This is a genomic window from Acinetobacter sp. F9, from assembly GCF_019195275.1.
GTDB lineage: Bacteria > Pseudomonadota > Gammaproteobacteria > Pseudomonadales > Moraxellaceae > Acinetobacter > Acinetobacter pseudolwoffii.
Genome location: NZ_CP078068.1, coordinates 2626393 through 2651284 on the forward strand (window position 1 = coordinate 2626393; position 24892 = coordinate 2651284).

28 protein-coding genes are annotated in these 24892 nt (G+C 43.2%); 13 read left to right on the forward strand and 15 right to left on the reverse strand.

Annotated features, from left to right (window positions below; translation table 11 throughout):
* Positions 1-308: 308 nt before the first annotated feature.
* From KT990_RS12485 to ftsY, 4 genes are all read right to left on the reverse strand, one after another.
* Positions 309-962 carry a DUF2057 domain-containing protein gene (locus KT990_RS12485; protein WP_180040113.1) on the reverse strand — a complete coding sequence of 218 codons (654 nt, stop codon included), beginning with the start codon at positions 960-962 and terminating at the stop codon, positions 309-311.
* Between the two features lie 199 nt (positions 963-1161).
* Positions 1162-1755, reverse strand: a complete 594-nt coding sequence (locus KT990_RS12490) for a nitroreductase family protein (RefSeq protein ID WP_005097059.1) — start codon at positions 1753-1755, stop codon at positions 1162-1164.
* A gap of 191 nt (positions 1756-1946) precedes the next feature.
* Entirely contained in the window at positions 1947-2636 is a 690-nt protein-coding gene (locus tag KT990_RS12495) for a nitroreductase family protein (RefSeq protein ID WP_180072859.1), read from the reverse strand.
* 173 nt (positions 2637-2809) lie between these two features.
* The gene (ftsY, locus tag KT990_RS12500; protein ID WP_005097061.1) at positions 2810-3916 is read right to left on the reverse strand and encodes a signal recognition particle-docking protein FtsY; all 1107 of its coding nucleotides are present in this window, start codon (positions 3914-3916) and stop codon (positions 2810-2812) included.
* Between the two features lie 178 nt (positions 3917-4094).
* Between ftsY and KT990_RS12505 the strand changes: the two genes are divergently transcribed.
* Together KT990_RS12505 and KT990_RS12510 are read left to right on the forward strand one after the other, a co-directional pair.
* A complete protein-coding gene (locus KT990_RS12505; RefSeq protein ID WP_218208877.1) occupies positions 4095-5489 on the forward strand; it encodes a M16 family metallopeptidase in 1395 nt (464 codons plus the stop codon).
* An 11-nt stretch (positions 5490-5500) separates the two neighbouring features.
* Positions 5501-7078: a M16 family metallopeptidase gene (locus tag KT990_RS12510; RefSeq protein ID WP_005097064.1), complete on the forward strand. Its 1578-nt coding sequence runs from the start codon at positions 5501-5503 to the stop codon at positions 7076-7078.
* Here the strand turns inward: KT990_RS12510 and KT990_RS12515 are convergent.
* The gene (locus KT990_RS12515) at positions 7002-7325 is read right to left on the reverse strand and encodes a hypothetical protein (RefSeq protein ID WP_005097067.1); all 324 of its coding nucleotides are present in this window, start codon (positions 7323-7325) and stop codon (positions 7002-7004) included. The two genes, KT990_RS12510 and KT990_RS12515, sit on opposite strands and share 77 nt — an antisense overlap.
* Positions 7326-7422: 97 nt before the next feature.
* Positions 7423-7782, reverse strand: a complete 360-nt coding sequence (locus KT990_RS12520) for a hypothetical protein (RefSeq protein ID WP_035337940.1) — start codon at positions 7780-7782, stop codon at positions 7423-7425.
* 224 nt (positions 7783-8006) lie between these two features.
* On the opposite strand from KT990_RS12520, the gene KT990_RS12525 reads away from it, so the two are divergent.
* The 3 genes from KT990_RS12525 to KT990_RS12535 all read left to right on the forward strand — a co-directional run bounded on the left by KT990_RS12525 (position 8007) and on the right by KT990_RS12535 (position 9309).
* The gene (locus tag KT990_RS12525) at positions 8007-8240 is read left to right on the forward strand and encodes a hypothetical protein (protein ID WP_005097069.1); all 234 of its coding nucleotides are present in this window, start codon (positions 8007-8009) and stop codon (positions 8238-8240) included.
* A gap of 152 nt (positions 8241-8392) precedes the next feature.
* Positions 8393-8773, forward strand: a complete 381-nt coding sequence (locus KT990_RS12530) for a DUF2750 domain-containing protein (RefSeq protein ID WP_005097070.1) — start codon at positions 8393-8395, stop codon at positions 8771-8773.
* Between the two features lie 104 nt (positions 8774-8877).
* Entirely contained in the window at positions 8878-9309 is a 432-nt protein-coding gene (locus KT990_RS12535) for a CBS domain-containing protein (protein ID WP_005097071.1), read from the forward strand.
* Positions 9310-9464: 155 nt separating this feature from the next.
* Here KT990_RS12535 and trpB read toward each other — a convergent pair whose 3' ends face one another.
* The 9 genes from trpB to KT990_RS12580 all read right to left on the reverse strand — a co-directional run bounded on the left by trpB (position 9465) and on the right by KT990_RS12580 (position 17173).
* The gene (gene trpB, locus KT990_RS12540; protein WP_180049031.1) at positions 9465-10673 is read right to left on the reverse strand and encodes a tryptophan synthase subunit beta; all 1209 of its coding nucleotides are present in this window, start codon (positions 10671-10673) and stop codon (positions 9465-9467) included.
* Positions 10674-10781: 108 nt separating this feature from the next.
* A complete protein-coding gene (locus KT990_RS12545; protein WP_218208878.1) occupies positions 10782-11969 on the reverse strand; it encodes a vWA domain-containing protein in 1188 nt (395 codons plus the stop codon).
* Positions 11970-11982: 13 nt separating this feature from the next.
* Positions 11983-12834 (reverse strand): AAA family ATPase, encoded by an 852-nt coding sequence (locus tag KT990_RS12550; RefSeq protein ID WP_218208879.1) that lies wholly within the window; start codon positions 12832-12834, stop codon positions 11983-11985.
* A 21-nt stretch (positions 12835-12855) separates the two neighbouring features.
* Positions 12856-13239: a hypothetical protein gene (locus KT990_RS12555; protein WP_074383190.1), complete on the reverse strand. Its 384-nt coding sequence runs from the start codon at positions 13237-13239 to the stop codon at positions 12856-12858.
* 21 nt (positions 13240-13260) lie between these two features.
* A complete protein-coding gene (locus KT990_RS12560; RefSeq protein WP_005097076.1) occupies positions 13261-13566 on the reverse strand; it encodes a YcgL domain-containing protein in 306 nt (101 codons plus the stop codon).
* 130 nt (positions 13567-13696) lie between these two features.
* Positions 13697-14839: a ribonuclease D gene (locus KT990_RS12565; protein ID WP_218208880.1), complete on the reverse strand. Its 1143-nt coding sequence runs from the start codon at positions 14837-14839 to the stop codon at positions 13697-13699.
* Positions 14840-15017: 178 nt separating this feature from the next.
* Positions 15018-15614 carry a recombination mediator RecR gene (gene recR, locus KT990_RS12570; RefSeq protein WP_004278698.1) on the reverse strand — a complete coding sequence of 199 codons (597 nt, stop codon included), beginning with the start codon at positions 15612-15614 and terminating at the stop codon, positions 15018-15020.
* Positions 15615-15627: 13 nt separating this feature from the next.
* Positions 15628-15957 carry a YbaB/EbfC family nucleoid-associated protein gene (locus tag KT990_RS12575; RefSeq protein ID WP_004731251.1) on the reverse strand — a complete coding sequence of 110 codons (330 nt, stop codon included), beginning with the start codon at positions 15955-15957 and terminating at the stop codon, positions 15628-15630.
* Between the two features lie 28 nt (positions 15958-15985).
* A complete protein-coding gene (locus KT990_RS12580; RefSeq protein ID WP_074383193.1) occupies positions 15986-17173 on the reverse strand; it encodes an O-succinylhomoserine sulfhydrylase in 1188 nt (395 codons plus the stop codon).
* A gap of 142 nt (positions 17174-17315) precedes the next feature.
* On the opposite strand from KT990_RS12580, the gene KT990_RS12585 reads away from it, so the two are divergent.
* The 8 genes from KT990_RS12585 to cydB all read left to right on the forward strand — a co-directional run bounded on the left by KT990_RS12585 (position 17316) and on the right by cydB (position 24884).
* Positions 17316-18413, forward strand: coding sequence for an alpha/beta fold hydrolase (locus KT990_RS12585; RefSeq protein ID WP_074383194.1), 1098 nt, complete (start codon positions 17316-17318; stop codon positions 18411-18413).
* A 62-nt stretch (positions 18414-18475) separates the two neighbouring features.
* Positions 18476-19348, forward strand: coding sequence for an NAD(P)-dependent oxidoreductase (locus KT990_RS12590; RefSeq protein WP_100329572.1), 873 nt, complete (start codon positions 18476-18478; stop codon positions 19346-19348).
* Positions 19349-19434: 86 nt separating this feature from the next.
* On the forward strand, positions 19435-19704 hold the full coding sequence (locus tag KT990_RS12595) for a YARHG domain-containing protein (RefSeq protein ID WP_074383196.1): 270 nt from the start codon (positions 19435-19437) through the stop codon (positions 19702-19704).
* 31 nt (positions 19705-19735) lie between these two features.
* On the forward strand, positions 19736-20149 hold the full coding sequence (locus tag KT990_RS12600) for an HIT family protein (RefSeq protein ID WP_005170623.1): 414 nt from the start codon (positions 19736-19738) through the stop codon (positions 20147-20149).
* A 303-nt stretch (positions 20150-20452) separates the two neighbouring features.
* Positions 20453-21532, forward strand: a complete 1080-nt coding sequence (locus KT990_RS12605) for a porin (RefSeq protein WP_100357030.1) — start codon at positions 20453-20455, stop codon at positions 21530-21532.
* Positions 21533-21967: 435 nt separating this feature from the next.
* Entirely contained in the window at positions 21968-22159 is a 192-nt protein-coding gene (gene cydP, locus KT990_RS12610) for a cytochrome oxidase putative small subunit CydP (protein ID WP_004645265.1), read from the forward strand.
* A complete protein-coding gene (locus tag KT990_RS12615; RefSeq protein WP_074383198.1) occupies positions 22159-23742 on the forward strand; it encodes a cytochrome ubiquinol oxidase subunit I in 1584 nt (527 codons plus the stop codon). The genes cydP and KT990_RS12615 overlap by 1 nt, the downstream gene beginning before the upstream one ends.
* Positions 23739-24884, forward strand: coding sequence for a cytochrome d ubiquinol oxidase subunit II (gene cydB, locus KT990_RS12620; protein ID WP_100535320.1), 1146 nt, complete (start codon positions 23739-23741; stop codon positions 24882-24884). Before KT990_RS12615 ends, cydB begins: the two co-directional genes overlap by 4 nt.
* Positions 24885-24892 lie beyond the last annotated feature (8 nt).

Genomic DNA, 24892 nt, shown 5'->3' on the forward strand with positions numbered 1-24892 from the left:
CTTGCTCTTCGTCAGAAACAAGCTACCAGGCAACTCACACAATAACCTAACTCAATCAGCTAAGTTCGTTTTGCTGTATCGCCTTGATGCAGCGTATTCTATACACTTTAGAAACAAGCGCAAGGGCTTTTCTCAAAAAGATTCAAAAAAGTGACTTGTACGTTTATTTTTTAATCTAAAATGTTATTTTTAGCCTTTTCTGAGAGATTTTCCAGATTTTTTGCATTAAAAGTATAACCAAATATAAATCTCTGCACTCTACCTATTAAAAAAGCATCAATACCATTTGATCCTTCATACTTTATCTTTTAATTCGTCTGTTCAGCCAACCAAGTCATAAATTTTTGACGTTCAGCTTTGGAGGCCTTTTGCCATAATTGAATGAGTTGTTGATCATTCTGCCCGACGAATTGAGTTTGAGGAGTGGCGACCGTAGCTACACTAGCTGCCTGAGCATATACAGGTGCTGGTTGATTAAGTGATGTTGCTGACTTGCTACTCATCTCGACTGTTTTGGTCAATACATTATTTGCAAACCATGTTCTCGCTGTATCTTTAGCGCCCGCTTGCTGAACAAGCAGCTGATTTTTTGCATCATATAAGCCAATGATGGGCTGATCCTGGTACTTTTTAGCTTCGTCAAAATTCTGAGGTGCATTAATTAACGCTAAACGATAGGTTTCACCATCTTTAAGCTCTGGAGTTTTTACAGTAAGCACTCCCGACTTTAAAATGTCATGTGAATTATCAGAGTGCTGAAAAAACTCATTATAGCGGACGCTGATATTATTCATTCCAGCATCCAGTTTATAAGTTGAATTAGAACGTAATAGACTTGATTTTATTTCCTGATTATTTACCGCAACGATCTTAATTTCTTCAGGTACTGTAATAGTCACCGCTGAAAAAACCGAGGTACTAAACAACAGTGCCGCTACAGTTGCCGCAATACGAAAATCCATATCATCTACTCATTTCAAGTTAATTATTAAAGTTGAGCTGCACTATGCCGCGTCGAAATGACAATTTTATGACAAAAACTTCTCTTATTTCACCTGAACTTTTAGCATTTATTTGACTAGCAATTTTAAATTATCTGCTATTAGCCAGTACAAATAAAAAAAGAAGCACAAAAGCACTTCTTTTTAGCTGAAACCCGATTTATGCAAAGGTTTTAAAACGCTCCGCATCATCCATAAAGGTTTTTTCGCCTGCAGGTGCTTCAATAGAACCAAAGACCAATTGCGCGCGAAGCTTCCAGTGCGATGGGACTTCAAAAGTTTGTGCAACTTCTTCATCAATAATTGGATTGTAATGCTGCAACGAGGCACCGATATTTTTCTCTGCCAAAGCTGTCCAGGTTGCAAACTGCGCAATGGCTGAAGAATGCTCTGACCAGACCGGGAAGTTATCGGCATAGAGTGCAAACTGTTCTTGCATCGATTTCACCACATTCTGGTCTTCATAAAACAATGCGGTGCCATAACCTGCTGCAAAACCATTAATTTTATTATTGGTTGCTTCAAATGCATCTGTCGAAACAAGATCACGCAAGGTTTCACGCACAATATGCCAGAAAGTATCATGTGATTGACCAAATAAAATTACCACACGAGAAGTTTGCGAGTTAAAAGATGATGGGCTGTGTTTAACTGCATCTTTAATGAGATTTTCAATTTCAGCCTGCTCCAGGCTCACATTTTTCCCAATGGTATAAATGCTTCGGCGCTGTTTGATTTGATCTAAAAATGCCATAAATTCACCTCTATGTATTTTGATTATTAAAAACTGATAAAGTCATACTACGTGTTTTGAGCACTTAAAACAGGTGCATTCCCATAACAATGTGTTTTATTTATAGAACAATCAGACTTAGATCTGAATAGAATATTTGTATTAGATTTCATTCGCAGCATCCATGCTGCTATACCGTCCTTCATCGGTTTTTAACTCAATACTTTAAAAAAGTGCTGATCTTGCTGTTCTAATTTTTCTTTTGCTGCCTGCTCAATCGAGCCAAAGCAAAGTTGGGCACGTAACAACCAGCTCTTTTCAATGTCAAAATGCTCGGCGACTAAAGTGTCGATCTGCGGATTATAATGCTGTAAAGATGCACCTAAACCCGAATCTGCCAATGCAGTCCATACGGCAAATTGCGCCATTCCTGATGTCTGTTCAGACCAGATCGGGAAATCTTCTGCATTGAGTGGCATTTTCTTTTGTAGTTGCTGAATCACGGCTTGATCTTCGTAAAATAAAATCGTGCCATATGCCGCGGCACACTGATTCAACTTGATCTCTGCACCTTCGTAAATATGTGTGGGCACATGCTGGCGTTGAACCTGTTTGACAAGCTCCCAAAACTTATAATGAGAATCCGCAAATAACACTACAATCCGCGTACTTTGGGAATTATAGGCTGAAGGACAACTGCGGACTGCTGCCTGAAGCATTTCACTCAGATACGCCTGACTATAATGTACGCGCTTGCCAAGTTCATAAATACTACGGCGCTTTTTCAACTGATCAACAAAAGTCAGTTTCAAATCATCATCGGATTTGTTTTTTTTCGAAAATTTAAAGTCCTTGGTTATATCACTTGTTAATACCTGACCAATTTTATTTAGCAATGCCATTTCTTCCCCCCACAAAACCCAGCTAAAACAGCTCGAATAATCCCATACAAGTATAATGGCTTTATTACGGTAGATAGATCTGGTTCATATTTTCTAGCTGATTTTTAAAGCATTCAAACCCCTCAAAAACAACAAACTCCGCACTTAGCGGAGTTTGTGTGAATTATCACGCATTATTTATTTTCAGTTTCAAACAATGCAGCAACAAAAGATTTGGCAGAGAAAGGACGCAAGTCATCAATTTTCTCACCCACACCAATAAAGCGAATCGGCACATGAGTACGACTGGCAATATTAAACAGTACGCCACCTTTGGCAGTCCCATCGAGCTTGGTAATGGTCAAACCGGTTAGGCCTACCGCCTCATCAAACATTTCGACCTGGTTAATGGCATTCTGACCTGTTCCGGCATCGACAACCAACATCACTTCATGTGGTGCAGTCGCATCAATTTTCTGCATGACACGTTTTACTTTGGTCAACTCTTGCATCAAATGACCTTTGTTATGCAAACGACCAGCTGTATCAGCAATTAATACATCTACGCCTTTGGCACGCGCACTTTCAAAAGCATCGAAAATGACTGAAGCCGAGTCTGCACCATTGCCTTGAGCCACGACCGCAATATTATTACGCTCACCCCAGATTTGCAGCTGCTCCGTTGCAGCTGCACGGAAAGTATCACCTGCCGCCAGCATGACAGTCTTGCCTTCACCTTGCAGACGTTTGGCCAGTTTGCCAATCGTGGTGGTTTTACCTACACCATTTACACCGACCACTAAAATCACATAAGGCGATTTATTCGGATCAATGTGCAGCGGTTTTACCCGGGGTGCCAATAAAGCCACCAGTTCTTCCTGAAGCGCCTTATACAGTGAATGCGAGTAGATCAAGTCACCACGTTCGGTACGCTCAGTCAGGTTAGCAATGATGGTCTTGGTGGCTTCCACACCAATATCGGCCACCAGCAGCTGCTCTTCGACTTCTTCTAATAATTCATCATCAATTTCTTTACCACCGATCAGGATATTGACCATCCCATCGGCAAGGTTTTTACGGGTTTTGGTTAAACCCTCTTTCATACGGCTAAAGAAGCCACCTTTCGCCGCAGAATCTTCATTTTCAGTTTCTGTTACGACAGGTGCAGAAACTACAGCTGCTTCGCTTGGCGTTTCTACGATAGGCACATTGACCGCAGGTAAGCTCGGTAATGTGACATCATCATCTCCGATATCAGCATCAATCAAAAATTTGTTTTGCCCATTAGATTGCTGTTGCATGCCGAATCCTTGAAAAGCATTGCGTTAAAAACCCAGATTCTACCATAACTTGCCTGCTTTGCAGCTAGCAATGCAAATGCTGGACAAACATACCAAAAAGCTACAGCTCTTGGTTGCTTTCATCTCCGCATTTATTAAAAATAACCCTAAATACAAATGCCTATTTTTGGGAGATCTAGTGTCCGCCACCTTTTTGACTGTCTCCTCTTTTTCCAGAATGATTAAACAAACACTTTATCCACTTGGTGTCCTATTGCTGGGATTAAGTATTAATCAGGCCCAAGCCCAGACTCGTAGTGAATTATCACGCACCACTTTTGAAACGACTTTAAGTAATGGATTAAAAGTCATTATTCGGGAAGACCATCGTGCGCCCATGGTGATGACCCAGATCTGGTACAAAGTCGGCAGCAGTGATGAATCTGGCAATATTCTGGGGGTCTCGCATGCACTTGAACACATGATGTTCAAAGGTACGCATAAAGTTCCAAATGACGAATTTACCCGTCTGAGCCGGATTTATGGCGGTAGCATCAACGCCGCCACCTTTACCAATTACACCAATTATTATCAGCTCTATCCTAAAGCTTATTTTCCCATGGCGCTGGAACTTGAATCTGACCGCATGAGCAATTTATTACTGCGGCAGCAGGACTTTGAGCCAGAAATTAAAGTGGTGATGGAAGAACGGCGCCAGCGTACCGATGACAACCCGCGCGCTCAGGCCTTTGAACGCTTTAAATGGATCAGTTATCCGACCAGCCATTATCGCCAACCGGTGATTGGACATATGAAAACCCTGAACAATATTCAGTTAAATGATGTCAAAAAATGGTATCGGGACTGGTATAGCCCCAATAATGCCATTCTGGTAATTGTCGGAAATGTGGAATCGGAAGCGGCTTTAGCGCAAGTGCAAAAATATTTTGGAGATATTCCTGCGCGTCCAACACCGCCACGTAATGATGTACTGGAGTTTGAGCGCTTAGGCTATCGGCATATGGAAATTAACAGCAATGTTCAGGTGCCCAATCTGTACATGACCTGGAATGTAAAATCCCTCAGTACTGCCAAAAACCCACAAGATGCGTATGCCTTGACCATTATTCGTAGCCTTTTGGACAGCGGTATATCTTCACGCCTGCAAGACCGTCTGGTGCGTGATCGTAAAATTCTGACCTCTGTCAGCGCTTCTTATGATCCTTATAATCGTGGTGACAGCCTGTTTGGCATTTCTGCCTTACCTGCGCCAGGCGTATCTTTGCAAGAGGCACAACAAGCGATTCAGGATGAAGTGGATGTACTCAAAACCACCGCCATGACCCAACAGGAAGTAGATCGTATCAGCACCCGCTTTATCTCCAGTTTGATTTATAGTCAGGATGATATTGCCGGCCAGGCCAAAATGATTGGCAATATGGAAGTCAATGGACTGAGTTATCGGCTGATGGATGAACTACCCAAGCATTTTGAAAGTGTCAGCGTTCAGGATATCCAGCGTGTCGCTAATGCCTATTTCGTCCGAGACAATCTCAGCACACTTTATCTCTCACCTGAACAAAAAGCCCAATAATGGGGATTGCAATGCGTCATCATCTTCGTCCTTTTTTACTTATTTTTATTTTAAGTTTTACTTCTGCTGTCGATGCAGAAAATTATCTGGATCCTCAACCCGATCAAAACGATAATCCGAGTCAGTTACAGTCTATCCCTCTGTTGCAAAGCCTGAAAAATCTCAATCCGCAGCGTGAATTTCAGGCACCGTATATTCACGACCTGAACAATCGCTATCAGGTACGTACGCTATTTGTTGAAACCCAAGATCTTCCAATGGTGGATATCCAGCTGACTTTTAATGCCGGCTCGGCGCGTGATCAGGAAATTACTAAAGGACTCTATGGCCTGTCCAGTATGGCAGCCAAGTTGATGCGTGAAGGCACAGACAGATATAGTGCGAATCAGGTCGCGGCAATTTTTGACCAGACTGGAGCACAATTTAGCGTACAGGCCTATCGGGACATGTTTGTGGTTCGGCTGCGTACGCTTTCAGATCCAAATAAATTGGAACCGGCACTCGGAATGATGATGGAAGTTCTAAAGAATGCGTCATTTAAACCCGCCAGTATTAATCTGGCTTTAAGCAATACCCAAGTGGGACAAAAGCAATTACAGGAAAATCCAAGCCGGCTGATGGATATTCGTTTTTATCGTACTCTATATGGTCAGCATCCTTATGCAGAGCCAATTAGTGGCACCCAAGGCAGTACCAAGAAAATTAATGCCGAATTATTAAAACAATTCCGTGATCAGTTTCTGGTGGCGCAAAATATGAATATTGCTATTACCGGTAAACTCAGCCCCAAACAGGCGCTGGAACTGTCAGAACGGATTGCCGGCAATTTAACTCAAGGTCAAAAAGCAGCTGCATTACCACCGCCTGAAATTAAATATGGTTTTGAAGTGGTGCATTTACCTTATAACTCGTCTCAGGCGCATATCACCTTTGGACATATAGGGCCATCACGCTTTACTGAAGACCGACTGGCCCTAGAAGTCGCCAACCGCATGTTTGGCGGGAGTGGATTTAATGCGGTACTGATGCAGGAACTGCGGGTCAAACGTGGTTTTAGCTACGGCGCTTATAGCTCATTCAGCTTTAGTCAGGCACCCGGAGTATTCAGCTTTAAATATTCTACACGGCAGGATCAGCTACTAGAGAGTATTCAGATTGCACATCAGGCATTTATCAATTTTGTCAGCCAACCGATTGACACTCAACGTCTGGAAGAAACCAAAGCAGGCATGCTGCGCGCCTTCCCTAACAATTACAGCAGCAATGCCACCATTAATGCCCAGTTAGGCAATATGGGCTTTTATAGTGAGCAAAATGATTATTTATCCAGTTATCCGGAACGTCTAGCCAGAATTAGCGCAAAGGATGTGCAAAATGCAATACGCAAACATTTACATCCAGACCGCCTAACGCTGGTCGTGGTCAATAAAGAACTGGATAAAGATGCCTTGAAAATGCGTTTGGAGCAGAATTTAATGGATGCCAATTTCAATTTGCCAGCAAACCCTGTGCCTAAGGCATCTCCACCGAGAGCGGTGGCAGCTGACGCGCCCGCAGAGACTCCTGCTGATAGGCCTGCATCAATTTAAGATACTGCCCACGACGGATATGCTGCTGCTCTAATAGAGCCAGTGCCAGATCCTGAGTTTGGGGCAAATTTTGCTGTTCAGAAAGTTGCCGAATCTGGGTGATTTGAGAGATGCTAAGCGGACGATAGAGAGCCAATGCGGCTAAAAATAAAATTACCACAACCATAAAAATGACAACAATATTATAAATCTGTTCCAGCTTGATTCTGCTGAACCATTGAATTAACTTTTCTGTATCTATAGACATACACTACCTCAAGTTAAAGGTAGTGTATGGTTAGGCTTATATAAGTTCAAGTCAGTAGCGCCATATTTAGCAGGGCTAAAATCCACGACTCTGCGGATTAGCTCATCATTCTGCTCAGAATAGTGGAATAGAGCACCAATGCTACAATCACCAATACCAGTGCAACAGCAAATTTACTTAACCCCGCTTCTGCTTCAGGGGGATGCAGGCGATCTTCATCTGCAATTCGAACCAACTCGCCATTATAGAGTTTATAGAACTGCTCACGCTGATTGACGTCCAGAGCACGGGTAAAGTCATACACCTCTTTACGTTGTGCCAGTCCATAATTACCTAGATGCGTATATTTACTAAATATAGCGTCATCCAGTTTCTTGCGATGCAAATGTGCAAGTTCAAGGATTTGCCCAGCAGTTGGTGGCATATCAAAATTTACACCATCTAAAGTTCTTGTCATCATGGCTTTCTCCTTATTGTTTGATCTCTATTTACAATTTATCTTAATAATATTTATAAGTGTGTATAGTTTAGTCATGTAAACTATAACTAAAGTAAACGAATAAAATCGAATGGTTGACTTTTCCATTATTTTGTAATATTAGTTTAACAATACTAAGTTATATTTGTATTTAGACTGATTAGTCTGTCCTGTAATCATAATTAAAATTAAGGAGTTTTTATATGATACAACAACTCTCTCAACACGATCTGGAACATCTGTATGCAGATGCCGTGAATACCATCCAATCCCAAATGAACTTTGTGGATGCGGTAAAACAGCTTGAAGATGCAGCTCGTGCAGGTCATGGTAAAGCAGCGCTTTTTTTAGCAGAACTTTATTATCAAGGTTTCCGTGTAGAACGGGATTCACTCAAAGCGCAGTACTGGCAGAACATGGCCACCCTGCAAGCATAATGAAACGTCACCTAGGTGGCGTTTTTTTCAGCCCTTTTTTTCGATAAATAGCAATAAATACATATTTTCTTACCAATCCTTGCAAAGCTGAAACAGTAATTACTTATAAAGTTCCTAGAATAAGGTCTGACATCCAATAGCACTTTATTCTAATGAAACCACGAAAAATTATTCAAATTGATCCGATCTGTAAAGAATCCCTTTTCAAGATCACCATGCTGAAATCTTTAAGGAATTGTGGCGAGCTATGGGGCGCATATCATAAAGGCTGGGCAATGATGCGTGATCAGGAAGACTGTATTTTCCCGTTTTGGCTAAATCCTCTCGATGCCAAAAATTATGCCCAGCAACATTGGCCTGATTATGCTCCGCGTAAAATCAATTCTGAAGATTTTGAAAATGCATTATTGCCGACCTTGTCGCGCCTGAATGTCACCCCAGCCCTGTGCAATACCAATGGCACCAGACTTAAACTGAGCACTGCACAGATGCGTCACCTATTTTTTTCACAACAAAGACTGCACATTGCGTAAATAACATGCTATTTATAAAGACTAAAACCTAAACACTTAGAGATGTTCAGGTTGAAGGCATACTCTAGGATTAATAATAAATTGACCAGTAAGGATGATGAAGCATGACCAATGTGGCACAGGTGCTGAATGAAAAAATGCATCAAGCTATTTATACCATCCGTCCAGATTCTACTGTTTTAGAGGCCATCACCTTGATGGCTGATAAAGGAATCGGGGCACTTGTGGTAACGCATGAAGATAACGTGGTAGGGATTTTGTCGGAGCGGGATTACACCCGTAAAATCGCCCTGATGCAAAGAACCTCTTTCGATACCACAGTCAATGAAATCATGACCTCTAAAGTGATTACCGTAAATACCTCGACGACTGTAGAAGACTGTTTAGCCTTAATGACTGAGCGCCATCTACGGCATCTGCCAGTGGTAGAAGATGAAAAACTGCTTGGTCTGATTTCAATCGGAGATTTGGTCAAAGCAGCAATGGATGACCAACGCAAACTGATTGATCAATTACAGCAATATATTTCAGGTTAAAAGCAGTTTAGTGTTTTTAAAAGATCTGAAACATGGCAAAAATCAAGTTTAAAGGCCCTTAATTTAAATAATAAAGTCATGACAAAGACGCAGATTTCACCTATAAAAAATCCCGGTACATGACCGGGATTTTTATATCAATATTGTCAGCGAACTTAATTTAAACCCAGTTTCTCTGCCACATAATCTGAGTCTTTATCACCACGCCCAGAAAGATTGACCACGATTTTGACTTCTTTTGGCAACTTACCCGCCTCACGAATCGCCCAAGCGACTGCATGTGAACTTTCTAATGCCGGCACAATACCTTCGACACGTGACAAGGTCATGAAAGCATCCAGACATTCCTGATCGGTCGCTGTGGTGTATTCAACCCGACCTAAGTCTTTAAGCAAACTATGCTGCGGACCCACCCCTGGATAATCCAGACCTGATGCGATCGAATGAACCGGCAAAGGTTCGCCCTGTTCATCTTCCAGAACATAACAGGCCATACCATGTAATTGACTTGGTTTACCCAAAGTTAAAGTCGCCGAATGCATATCAGTGTCCAAACCATGACCTGCCGGCTCTACACCGACCAATTTCACATCTGGTTCATTCAAAAATGCCGTGAATGCCCCCACTGCATTTGAACCACCACCCACACAGGCAACGACATAGTCAGGATTTGCACCAAAACGCTCATTGGTTTGAACCTTGATTTCATCACCAATAATGGACTGGAAATCACGCACCATCATTGGAAATGGATGTGGACCGACCACTGAACCAATCGCATAGATAAAGTTTTTTGGATCTTTTAAATATTCTTCGAAGGCACTGTCAACTGCATCTTTCAACGTTGCCGTTCCACGCGTAACGGAAATCAGCTTAGCACCCAGAATCTTCATTTTCACGACATTTGGATGTTCTTTTTCGATATCCACCTGGCCCATATGAATTTCACAGGGAATACCAACCAAGGCACAGGCCGTTGCCAATGCTACTCCATGCTGCCCCGCACCCGTTTCTGCAATGACTTTGGTTTTGCCCATGTATTTGGCCAGCAAAGCTTCACCGAGACAGTGATTGATCTTGTGTGCACCGGTATGGTTCAGATCTTCACGTTTTAAGTAAATCTGTGCGCCGCCCAATTTTTCAGACAGACGTTTGGCATGAAATAGTGGACTCGGGCGACCGACATAGTGGGCAAACAAGTCTTTCAGCTCGTTTTGAAATTCCGGAGTATGGCGAATTTCCTGATATGCAACATTAATATCATCCATCGCCTGTTTAAGATCAGGCGGAATGAACTGACCGCCATAATTACCAAAGAAACCTGCTTCATTCGGTAATGCAATACCATTAATTTGATGATCCATAGCGATCCCTGAAAACTGGATTTAAAATAGAAATTGTGACTTCATCTTAAAGCGATTTTCATTAAAGCACTAATAACAATAGATAAAGTCACTGATAGAAAAATGGAATTAACGTGCCAAATATTTGGTCATATCCTCTATGCCTTTTAAGGTCATTGGAAACATATGGTTCTCAAAGATTTGCTTAATCAAACCAATGCTATGCGTGTAATGCCAATAATTTTCTTCTTCGGGATTGAGCCATGCGGTTTTATCAAAATGCTGACGTAGACGCTGCAACCAGACCTGTCCTGCTTCATCATTCATATATTCAACCGAACCACCGACCGAGGTGATTTCATAAGGCGCCATACTGGCATCACCAACCACAATCACCCGGTAATCACGGCCATAGGTATTGAATAAATCCCAGGTATTCATGCGCGAGCTGGAACGGCGGATATTGTCTTTCCAGACATAGTCATACAGGCAGTTATGGAAATAAAAATAGTCCAGGGTTTTAAATTCGGTTTTGGCTGCGCTAAACAGCTTTTCACACTGGGCAATATGCGAGTCCATCGAACCGCCGACATCAAACAGCATCAAGACTTTAATGCGGTTACGGCGTTCAGGCACCAGCTGTACGTCTAAAATACCCTGCTTGGCGGTTTCACGAATCGTGCCATCGATATCCAGCTCTTCGGCTGCACCCTGACGCGCGAATTTACGCAAACGGCGCAGTGCCATTTGCATCTGGCGACTTCCCAGAATCTGCTCATCATCGAGGTTGCGATATTGACGCTGCTCCCAGACTTTTACCGCAGAGCGTTTCCGTCCCGGCCCACCAATACGCACCCCTTCCGGATGATCGCCATAAGCACCGAAAGGCGAAGTGCCGCCGGTACCAATCATCTTGTTGCCACCCTGATGTTTTTTATGCTGTTCGCGCAAGCGCTCTTCCAGCATTTTCATCAGTTCTTCTAATGATCCGGCTTTTTTCAGCTCTTCGCGCTGTTCAGGAGTCAAATGCTTTTCAAGCAGTTCAAGATCGAACCAGTCTTTGGGCAGCTTATGCACTTGATTCAGCAGTTCATCCAGATCAAAGCTCTGAATACCATCAAAATAGTCCTTCATGGCACGATCGAATTTGTCGAAATAGCGCTCATCCTTAACCATTACAGTTTTGGCCAGCTGATAGAACTCATCCTGATCGGCAAAGACCAGTCCAGCCGCAACCGCCTGATTCAAATCGATCAGCTCACGGGTTGAGACCGGTACGCCGTATTTGCGTAAGGTATAAAACAGTCGCACAAACATGCGTGTTTCTCCCTTAACGACGTGACATAAAGGCTAGACGTTCAAGCAACTGTACATCTTGCTCATTTTTGATCAAGGCGCCGTACAAGGGTGGAATCGCTTTGGATTTATCAGTATTGCGCAAAATATCTTCCGGCATGTCGTCAGCCATGAGCAGGCTGAGCCAGTCAATCAGCTCAGATGTTGATGGTGGTTTTTTCAAACCCGGAATCTGGCGCAATTTAAAGAAAACCTGCAAGGCTTCATTGACCAATGTGGCAGAGATATTCTCGAAATGTACATTGATGATTTCGCGCATGGTCGCTTCATCCGGAAATTCGATATAGTGGAAGAAACAACGGCGCAGGAATGCATCGGGCAATTCTTTTTCATTATTTGAGGTAATGATGACGATTGGACGCTGGGTTGCGGTAATGGTTTCCCCGGTCTCGTACACATAGAACGACATTTTATCGAGTTCATGTAGCAAGTCATTCGGAAACTCGATGTCTGCCTTATCAATTTCATCAATCAGCAAGACACAACGTTCTTCGCTGGTAAATGCTTCCCACAGTTTACCCGGCTTGATGTAGTTCTTGATGTCATAGACACGGTCATCACCAAGCTGACTATCACGCAGGCGCGACACCGCATCGTATTCATACAGGCCTTGCTGTGCTTTGGTGGTGGACTTGATATGCCAGGTGATCAGTTTTAGGCCCAGGCTTTCTGCTACCTGCTCAGCCAATAAAGTTTTCCCTGTACCAGGCTCACCTTTGACCAATAACGGCTTTTGTAAACTACGGGCAGCTTTAACCGCCAACTTTAAACTGTCAGTCGCAATGTACTGAGCTGTACCTGAAAATTGTTGATGATCAGCAGACATGATTTAACCTTATTTTTTTACTTACAACGGTGAACTTTTCTTGTGAACACGAAGATTGCCCTTGTTCGACACATAGGTCGACCAGCAATAGCCAATCACAGATCCAATCCCAATGACAAATAAAATAAGTGACGCATTAATCCAAATCAGAGCTTGCTCTTTGGTCAACACACCAAACAGCAAGCCAAAGATTGCAGGTGCGATAGAGGCATTCGGCCCCTCGGATACCGTCGGTGTCAATAGAATGGCAAAGCCTAAAATCCACAAAAAACCACCAAGCGGCTTAGGCAGCCGCTTGGTTACGCCATACCAGCACCATAAAGCAATCAGGCTGCCCAGCAGATAAACCGCAACAGCAATGCTCTGTTCAGGAATTGAGTCTAAGACAGCAACATAACCATTCATTTCACAACTCCTGAATTAACATTAAGCGCCACGCAATCCTTCTGGAGCGACTGCATTCGGATCAATCAAGCCTTCTGGCGGCATTTGCAAAAAGAAACCACGTGTAGCAATAGAATCCATCACATGCAATACATTGGCACGTGCCAGTTTACGCGATTCGCTCAGTTCAAGATGCATGACAAAAGTCGCACGTCCAAATGCGGCTTGTACGGGCTCAGACAATACGCTGAGTGGCTCGAATGTTTCAGCTTCGCTTTCATCCGCAGGACGCGCCACATACAGATACATTTCACTTTTTTTGCTGGATTTGTAGATAGACACTTGCATGTTTCAAACGACTTTTCTGGAAAAACATCCGCAAGGATACATCAAAAAAAAGACAGAAACATTAGCCACGTCTCATGCATCAGTCGTGATTTTGTATAATTGCTCTATCTTTAACCAATCCTGCAAGCGATCACTCGCTGACTTTCATCTGGGTCGATAAATAAGATTCATCCTGATGCAGCACCTGAATCAGTGGCTGGGTTAACAGTTCATAGCGCCAGCCCAGCAGATAATCCGGCAGATCCTGCTCATCCTTATGAAAGACCACATGCTGATACAAGGCATTCAGCCATTTTTTACGCATCAGCACTTCTTTTGGAATTGAGGTTTCATCGACTATATTTTGAATGATGTTATCGATCTTTTCGCCGATATCTTTGGAGGAATGACGGATTGGACGCGCCAGACGTAACGGCCAGCTTTCCGGTTCCGGCAAGAATTTCAGCAGATCCAGAATGGTTTTACCATGTTCACGAACCACATTTGAACGGATATCTTTGACTTGACTCAGCTGGAAGTTATTGCGCGGGAACTTCTCGACCAGATCAATCATACTGACATTCTTTAAGATAAAACTACGTGGCTGATTCAGTGCTTTGGCAATCTGATCGCGCCAGACCATCAATTGCTGTAATTGCATCAGCTGACGGCGTGAATGGCGATAATTCCCCACATCCTGATATAACAAGGCCGTTGGTGTATCTTCACCAATTTCCTGAGTCAAGAAACGACAGTCTTGCAAGGCAAAATCCAGTAGGTATTTCGTATCTAGCTCTTGTTTGATTTTGTCAGACAGCTTGACCAGATAATGCACATCATTGGCCGCATAAAGTAATTGTTCTGAACTTAAAGGACGTGCCAGCCAGTTAGAACGGGTCTGGTCTTTTTCGATATCGACTTCCAGCATCTGTTTGAGCGCATTCTGATAGCTGACTTGCAGACCATGCCCCAGAAAAGACATGCCGACCTGGGTATCAAACACATTGGTCAGTGATTTCTTTTGGGTATAGTGATAAAGCAGATCAATATCTTCGCTACAAGCATGAAAAATATTCTGCTGGGCGTTAAAAACTTTATTGAAGAACTCAGTCAGATCCAGGGTGGTTCCATCCAGCAAATAGACCTTGTTGTCTACATTGATCTGAAACACACCCAGTTTCGGCCACAAAGTATCGACCTTGATAAATTCGGTATCCAGCCCGTAAACAGAACTCTGATCCATCAGGTTCAGCACAGGGTATAAATCGTTTTGATGTTGAATAAATTGAAACATAAAGACTGAGTCTAAAATTAGATTCTCGATAGATCCATATTAACTGATCTATAGAATTTTTGTATAAAAAATAACGCTGATTCTGCTCTATCTAGCAAAAATACCCCTTATTTATTAGGCTCTAGATTTTAAATAATATCTTTTTTATATTAAAACTAACAAGATTTTTAAGTCTATCTTACTTCATGCGCATCCGGTTATGTACGGCCTGACTCAAGGTATGACTATCGACATATTCCAGTTCACCGCCCTGTGGTACACCTTGGGCAATTCGAGTCATCTGGATCGGCAAATGCTTGCTGGCTTCCACCAGATAATGTGCCGTGGCCTGACCTTCTACCGTCGCATTAGTAGCGAGAATGACTTCCTTCACCTGACCATTGGCCAAACGGTGCAACAAATACGGAATGCCAATTTCTTCAGGACCAATCCCATCGAGCGGTGACAAATGCCCGCCCAGTACATGGTATTTCCCTCTAAAGCTGCCACTTTGCTCAATCGCCATAACATCTGCAGGTGATTCCACCACACAGAGCAATTCATCATCACGATCTAGCGACGTACAGATATTGCACACTTCATCTTCAGTCAATGAATGACAGACTGAGCATTCATGAATGTAGTTGGTCGCCTCAGTCAACGCATGCGCCAGACCAATTGCACCTTCACGATTTTTCATGATCATATGCAATGCCATACGTTGAGCCGATTTCGGCCCAACGCTTGGCAAAATGCGTAATGCTTGAACCAGTTGATCAAAACGATCACTAAACATTGCGCATTCTTCCTTAGAACATACCTGCCAGACCCGGTGGTAAACCCATACCCGAGTTTGCTGCTTTCATTCTTTCATCAGAGACCAATTCTGCCTGACGCGCAGCATCATTCATTGCAGCAGCAATCAGATCTTCGATCATGTCTGGATCATCCTGAAGTAATTCAGGGTTGATTTCGATACGCTTCACCACATTGCGGCAAGTCATGGTGACTTTGACCAAACCACCGCCCGCTTCGGCATGCACTTCAGTTTGTGCCAGCTCTTCTTTGGCTTTTTTTACATTGTTTTCAACTTCTTTTTGCATGCGCTGAGCTTGCTGCATCAACATATTAATGTTCATAAATATCTCCGAACATAAATTTATAAAATTAGATAAGATCTAAACCACGAGTAATATCACGAATAATATCACCAATCTCTTCTAAACCAACAGAAACACGAATTAAACCTTCGCGAATACCTGCTGCTTCTTTGGCTTCAGGCGATAATTTACCGTGTGTAGTGGTTGCCGGATGGGTAATGGTTGATTTCGCATCCCCCAGGTTACCGGTGATCGAGATAAACCGGGTATTGTCAATGACTGTCCAAGCGGCTTCACGACCGCCTTTCACCTCAAAAGACACAATGCCACCAAAACCCGTCTGCTGTTTCACTGCCAGCGCATGACCGATATGCGCAGGCAGACCGGCATAATAAACCTTCTCTACCTTTGGATGCTGATCCAGAAATTCAGCCAGTTGCTGCGCACTTGCTGAATGCTCACGCATACGTAAACGTAACGTTTCTAAGCCTTTCAGGAATACCCATGCATTAAACGGGCTCATTGAAGGACCTGTGGTACGCACATAACCAAAGATTTCTTCCAGCAGTTTATGGTTTCCAACCACAGCTCCACCTAAGGCACGGCCCTGACCATCCAGATATTTAGTCGCAGAATACACCACCAGGTCTGCACCAAATTTGAGGGGTTGTTGTAACACTGGTGTACAGAAGCTATTGTCGATTGCCAGTAAAGCATCATTGGCATGGGCAATATCAGCCAATGCCTGAATGTCAGCCACTTCTGCAAGCGGGTTTGATGGAGATTCAACAAACAGTAATTTGGTTTCAGGCTGGATGGCATTTTTCCATGCATCAAGATCGGTCAAATCTACAAAATCGACACTAACCCCAAATTTTGCGACATATTTTTCAAATAGCGAAACAGTCGAACCAAAGACTGCACGTGAGCAGATGACGTGATCACCTGCTTTCAAAAAAGCCATGGTCACTGCCATAATGGCAGCCATACCTGAACTGGTAGCAACGGCGCGCTCTGCACCTTCGAGTGCCGCCAGACGTTTTTCAAACATGGCAACGGTTGGGTTGGTAAAGCGAGAATAGATATTGCCCGGTTCCTGACCTGAAAATTTCGCAGCAGCTTCGGCGGCATTTTCATAAACAAATGACGATGTTAGAAAAATGGGTTCAGCATGTTCACCCTCAAAGCTACGGGTATGACCTGTACGGATGGCTAAAGTTTCTAATTGATATGAAATATCGTCTTGCTGGCTCATCGCTCTACCTCAGCCCTAAGGCTGCCTTTTGTAAAAAATTGCCAACATTTTGAGCGCCTATGCTATTTCAGGTCAAGGCATAATAAGCAATTATTGCTTAGACTTCGATCAATCCTTCCCCGGATACGGATATTTTATTTACATGATTCAGTTAAAACAAAACTTTCAGCGCCAGCAAAAAAAATTGAAACATTTCAGTGCCCGGATGTTTAATGCCTCCTCTCTGATTCTGTCGCAAAAAACGCCTTTTGAATATATTGCCAGCACCGAGTTTTGCAAGATTCGCTATTACGCCTCACCCGAGAAGAAATATAGGGAGCCGCTGGTATTTGTCGCCCCTCTCGCCATCAATATGGATATCTATGATCTGTATCCCTATCGTTCGCTGGTCAAACATTTTCAGCATAGCGGTTTTGATGTCTATCTGGTGGAATGGAAACGTTTTAACTTTAAGCATCGTCATTTAAACTTTTTGTCTTTTATTGATGCAGCCATTCCTCAATCTATTGAAACCATCTGCAAGCATTCGGACAGTCAGTTCATTTCCCTACACGGCTGGAGTATGGCTGGGGTATTTGTCACGCTTTATACCGCCTTGCATTCGCCTGAACATGTCAAAAATTTGATGGTCGTTGGCAGCCCCATCGACAGTTATGCATCAGGACGGGTCGGCAAACTGTTTTCGACCACCAATAAACTGATTTCTAAAAATAAAAATCTGCAACAGGCCATTCATCAGGGTCATATTCCAAAGCAATATATTCATACACCCGGCATTGTAAATGCCTTGGGCTTTAAGTTACTGGATCCCATCGGCTGGCTGAAAAGCCAGAAGCAGTTTTTGCTGAATCTGGATCATGTCGAAAATGTCTATGAACATGCCACCATGGGAAATTTTCTGAATAAGATGATTGATTATCCGGGCGGGATTAATCAGGACATGGTCTTACATCTGTGGCTGCAAAATCCTTTAAAACAAGGTTCAATCACCTTAAATGGTCGTACTGTTGACCTTAAGAATATCAGCTGCTCGCTGTTGGTCGGTGCCGGCCAAACCGATCAGATTGTCACAGAACAGTCAGCTAAGCCTTTGATAGAATTGACAAGTAGCCAGGATAAGACGTTTACTCTGATTCCGGGTGGTCATCTGGGCCTGATGTCCAACCAGAAAACAGCCAATACGTTCTGGCCCAAAATGATGACCTGGCTGGCGCAGCGCTCTACACGTCTTGATGCTTAGCGCATCTGCGTCAGCATCGCCAAAAAACATTAAAATTTATTTACATATTCAGAGGATACAGCATGATTCAGTCAGTAGCATTTATCGGCTTAGGTGCCATGGGTTATCGTATGGCAGCACATTTACCCAAGCAGTTTGATACCGTCTATGTCTGGAACCGCAATTTTGACAAAGCAGAGCAACATGCTGCTGAATATGGCACCCAAGCCGTTACGCTAGAACAGGCCGTTCAGGCAGATATTATCTTTTCATGTTTGCCGACCAGTGCCGATGTAGCACAACTTCTGGAAAATTTGTCGCTTAAATCCGGCTCAGTCTGGGTCGACTGTACTAGTGGTGTACCGGATTCCGCGCAAAAACTGGCAGCACAACTGGCTGAACGTGGGGCGATCTTTCTGGATGCACCGGTCAGCGGTCAAACCATTGGCGCTGAAAATGGCACCTTGACAGTGATGGTAGGCGGCGATGTCCAAGGTTTTGAAAAAGCCCTTCCTGCGATGCAGGCTTTTGGCACACTGATTAAGCATGTCGGTGAATCTGGCGCAGGTTTTGCAGTGAAAGCTGTGAATAATATGTTAATGGCTGTAAACCTGTGTGCGGTCGCAGAAGGCTTTACTACGCTGAAAGCACATGGAGTCAACCTGAATGAAGCACTGGATTGTATTAATGCTTCAAGTGGTAAAAGCATGGTGACCGAAACCGTATTGCCGCAGCGTATTTTAAATCGCAGTTTTCCTGTAACCTTTGCCCTGCCACTCTTGGCCAAAGATACCGGCATCGCAATCGACCTGGCGCGTGAGGCTAAACTGTCTGCGCCTGTGCTATCATTAACCCAGAATCTAATTCAGGCGGCCAGTGATCTATCGGATAAAAACAGTGATTTTTCCAGTGCCGTGAAAATGTATGAATCATGGAGTAATATTACCATCGAGTAATATCTCGCCATTGAATAATGATAACAAAACCTCATATTGTGACTAGTAGGCAGGCACATATAGTGGATAACCCAGAGGAAACTCGCATGAAGAAATTTTCTGTTGCAGCATTAGTTGGCTTTGCAACTTTGTTCGGGGCTTCAACATCGGTTCTTGCATCTGAACAGGAATGCAAAAAATTGAAAAATGATCATGACGTGATTTATGCGTCTAAAGGATTCTGTTTTAAAGATCCAGAAGCAAAAGCGAAGTTCGGCAATGACAATTGCTATACAACCAAGCCAAAATTCTCGGAAAAAGAGCAACAGCGTCTTGACGTGATCAAAGATCGTCAGAAAGAATTGAACTGTAAATAATTCAATTCAATAACGCTCAAGGAATGTACTTATGACTTATGATGATCAGAATATTTTTGCACGAATTCTACGCGGTGAACTTCCTGCGATTAAAGTGTATGAAGATGACCAGGTTCTTGCATTTATGGACATCATGCCGCAAGCAGATGGTCATACTCTGGTCGTTCCGAAAGCACCAGCCATCACTTTACTAGATCTAGATCCTGAAGCTGCGGCCTATACGATTCAAATTGTACAGAAGGTTGCGAAAGCAATTGAAAAAGGTTTGGGCGTTGATGGCATTGTCCTGATGCAATTATCAGGTGCTGCTGCTGGTCAGACTGTACCGCATATTCATTTTCATCTAGTGCCGACTTCTCTGCACAACTTGGGTAAACATGCTGCCCAGATGGGTGATCAGGAAAAAATTAAAGCGCTGGCTGAAAAAATCAAAGCTGCACTTTAAGTTTAACTGAATAAAAAAATGGAGCTTCGGCTCCATTTTTTTATTCTACTTAAAGCATAAAACTTTAGAAATAAATGCGAATCATTAAGATAATAGCAACCAAATTATCTTTAAATACAAAAAATTGAATGTGTAATATTACAAAACTTACAAAATACAACATTTAACAGATTTGAAATATTTCCTTAATCTTACTGTCTTATTTGTAATCGATACTTGGCACCAATAGAGCGGTACATGTTTCAACACATGACTGAAACTTGTTTTAAGACGATGAATAAAAAGTCTTTATTGGAGCAACACATGAAAAAAACGTTATCTGCATTAGCAATTGGGGCAACAATTTTAACACCAGTCATGGCAGCTGCTGCTGACGTTAAAATTTATGGTCGTGCACACGTTTCTTTAGATTATCTGGATGATGGTAAAGACTATAATGAAGTTGCTTTATCATCAAACTCGTCACGCCTTGGCTTTAAAGCTGAACAACAATTAGAAAATGGCATGACGGCTTTTGCTCAAATCGAACAACAAATTAACTTTTCAAGCGGCTCTGACGATGAAGAAGATTCTGTTAACTTCTCAACCCGTGATACTTTTGTCGGGGTTAAAGGTGACTTCGGTCAGGTAAAAGTCGGTCGTTTTGACAGTCCATTTAAAGCAGCCCGCGGCCCTGCTAACTTCTTTGGTGACCAAGTTGGCGACTTACGTAACGTCACGCGTGCCTACAACCATCGTTTTGATGAGCGCAACCCGAATACCATTGAATATAAAACGCCTAAATTTGGTGGCGGTTTCACTGCAACAGCAGCCTTGTCTTTACATGATGGCACCATGATCAGCAATGATACGACTGAAGAGACCAATGAAAAGTCTCAAGCCTATGACCTAGGCCTAAACTACAAGGCAGGCAACTGGGATATAGCAGCCGCTTACGAGCATTATGCTGAAGATGTTAGCCGAGGAGAACGTGATGGTATCCGTTTAGCAGCTGCATATAAACTGACCCCAGAATTAAATGTGGGCGCGCTTTATCAGTTCACTTCTCTTGATGATGGCAGCGGCACCAATGCAGATGCAAATGTTTACGGAATCGGTGCGGACTATAAACTTACAGACAAAAATACCCTTAAAGGCCATGTATTCCACCGCGATGTCGATGCCAGTGAAGCCAGTTCCACCTTGCTCGCGCTGGGTCTAGAACACCGACTTGATAAACAGTTCCGTGTATATGGCAATATTGCTGCCATGTTAAATGATGACAGTGCCAACTTAACGCCATGGTCACAGGCGCGTAGTAACAAGGCAGGTTCATCTCAAGGTGTCAATGCAGCTGGTGAAACTGCACTTGGACTGTCAGTCGGCATGCGTTACGACTTCTAAGTCTAGCCACCCTCACCAAGCTTAAAAAGAACATGTTTCCAGCATGTTCTTTTTTTGGCGTGTTTTTTATCAATATAAAATGATGAGAAAGATTGTGACACTGATATTCAACCCTTATAAAACCAACCAAAATAGTTTGATTAATTTTATTCTTTATTTTAAAACCAAGCATTTTAATCAGATTAAAAAGCATTAATCCAACTAAAACAATCTACATTCAAATATATAAATATAAGCATTTTAGTCGGATTTAAAAAAACAATAAAATTACATAAAATAATAAAAAATATTTAGAATAAATTTTAACTAATAAAAATATATACCTTTTATTATCATACATTTAAAAATATATATTTATTTAAATTGTATCGTCTATTTATTTTTTAGTTACAATAGATTAATAATATACAACAAGTCACAGACAGGCTTAGTCGAATGAGCTTAGTTCCCAAAAATCTAAACCAGAGAGTGGTTAGAGAAATAACCGCTATTTTAATTATCAAGGTTATTTTACTGATGATCATTAAAAATATCTGGTTTGATGCGCCTACGATTCCTAAAAATTTTGATAACCAAGTCGCCGAGCGTATCGCCGGCAATCCTTCCCAAATCCAGGAGACACGTTGATGATTTCTGAAAGCGTGGTCGATCTCTCGCGGTTCCAGTTCGCCATGACCGCGATGTATCACTTTATTTTTGTTCCACTGACTTTAGGCCTGGCTTTTCTGCTTGCCATTATGGAAACCACCTATGTGATTTCCGGCAAAGAAATCTATAAAGACATGACCAAGTTCTGGGGAAAACTGTTTGGTATTAACTTTGCCTTAGGGGTAACCACAGGCCTGACCATGGAGTTCCAGTTCGGAACCAACTGGGCTTATTACTCGCATTATGTCGGTGATATTTTTGGTGCACCGCTGGCGATTGAAGGTTTGATGGCCTTCTTCCTTGAATCGACCTTTATTGGCTTGTTCTTCTTTGGCTGGGATCGCCTGTCCAAAGTGCAACATCTGGCAGTTACCTGGCTGGTAGCTTTAGGTTCGAACATGTCTGCGCTGTGGATTCTGATCGCCAATGGCTGGATGCAAAACCCGGTTGGTTCTGTATTCAACTACGAAACCATGCGTATGGAAATGGTGGACTTTGCCGCACTGATCTTTAACCCGGTTGCTCAGGTAAAATTCGTACATACAGTGTCTGCAGGTTATGTCACAGGTGCTATTTTTGTACTGGCCATTTCAAGTTATTACATGCTGAAAAAACGTGACTTGCCGTTTGCACGCCGTTCTTTTGCCATTGCAGCCATCTTCGGGCTTGCGTCTACACTTTCAGTGATTTTACTGGGTGATGAATCAGGTTATGAGCTGGGCGATGTCCAAAAAACCAAACTTGCGGCGATTGAAGCAGAATGGGATACGCATCCTGCACCAGCAGCATTCACCTTATTTGGGATTCCAAATGCAGAAACCCAAACCACTGACTATGCGATCAAGATTCCTTATGTGATGGGTCTGATTGCAACCCGCTCCACCACTGAACAAGTGACTGGAATTAAAGATCTGATTGCTCAGCACGAACAGCGGATCCGTAACGGTATGGTGGCGTATGAACAGTTAGAGCTGCTCCGTGCAGGAGATAAATCACCTGAGCTTAAAGCGGCTTTTGATGAATCACAAAAAGACCTCGGTTATGGCTTGCTGCTGAAAAAATACACACCAAATGTTGTTGATGCCTCTGATGAGCAAATCAAAGCAGCGGCTAAAGACACTATTCCACACGTACCAAGTCTGTTCTGGGCCTTCCGTGCCATGGTCGGTTCTGGCTTCTTGATGCTGCTTCTCTTTGTTCTGGCTACCTTTGCGGTTGCGAAACGCAATGCTGAAAACAAACCTTGGTTATTAAAATTTGCCTTATTTGCACTGCCTTTACCTTGGGTGGCTGCACAAACTGGCTGGTATGTAGCAGAAGTCGGTCGTCAGCCTTGGACGATTGGTGAAGTCTTACCAACTCATCTTTCAGCCTCCAGCTTAAGTACTGGCGATGTATGGGGTTCAATCCTGGCATTGGCAGCCTTCTACACGGTGTTATTGATTATCGAGATGTATCTGATGATCAAATTCTCACGCCTTGGTCCAAGTTCCCTGCATACCGGTAAATACCACTTTGAAAAGCTTGCAGCAGAAAAGGCAAATGGGGAGACTCAAGCATGATCGAATATGAATTACTCAAAATAATTTGGTGGGTGCTGGTCGGCGTATTGCTGATTGGCTTCGCCCTCACCGATGGCTTCGATATGGGCTCTATGGCGATCATGCCATTTGTGGGCAAAAATGATAACGAGCGCCGTGCTGCAATCAATACCATTGCCCCGCATTGGGATGGTAACCAGGTCTGGTTCATTACTGCCGGGGGGGCTTTATTTGCTGCCTGGCCAATGGTTTATGCAACAGCCTTCTCTGGCATGTACTGGGCATTATTACTGGTACTGTTTGCCTTATTCTTACGTCCGGTCGGCTTCGATTACCGCTCTAAACTGGAAAATACCAAATGGCGTACTTCCTGGGACTGGGGCTTGGCGATTGGTGGTGCAGTTCCGGCATTAGTCTTTGGTGTAGCGTTTGGTAATATGTTCCTCGGTGTGCCTTTTACCCTGGATGAAACCGTACGTTCTACCTACACAGGAAGTTTCTTTGCCCTGCTGAATCCATTTGCGATTGTGTGTGGTCTGGTCAGTTTATCGATGTTATGCGCACATGGTGGTGCATGGCTGATGCTGCGTACTGATGGCGACCTGCGTCAACGTTCTGCCAAAGCGACACAAATCATGGGTCTGGTCTACTTGGCGACTTTCCTTGCTGCGGGTGCATGGTTGTATTTTGGAAACATCCAGGGTTATAGCCTGGTGATGCCTTTTGACACCAATGGTGTTGCCAACCCATTAGCAAAAGAAGTACTGACCAATGCCAATCCGGGCTGGATGAACAACTATTCGACTTATCCAATTACAATGGCAGCTCCAATTGCCGGCATTCTAGGGGGATTCATCATTGTACTGGCTGCAGGTAAAAACAAGGCTGGCTTGAGCTTCCTGGGTTCTTCTCTGGCAGTCGTCGGTGCAATCTTAACTGCCGGTTTTGCCCTGTTCCCGTTCCTGATGCCATCTAGTTTGAATCCGACAGTCAGTCTGACCATGTGGGATGCAGTATCCAGTAAAAATACCTTAACTGTCATGACCGTTGCGGCAGGTATCTTTGTTCCACTGATCCTGATCTATACCACATGGTGTTACTACAAGATGTGGGCCGTGATTACCAACAAACATATTGAAGACAATTCACACAGCCTGTATTAAGGCTGTGC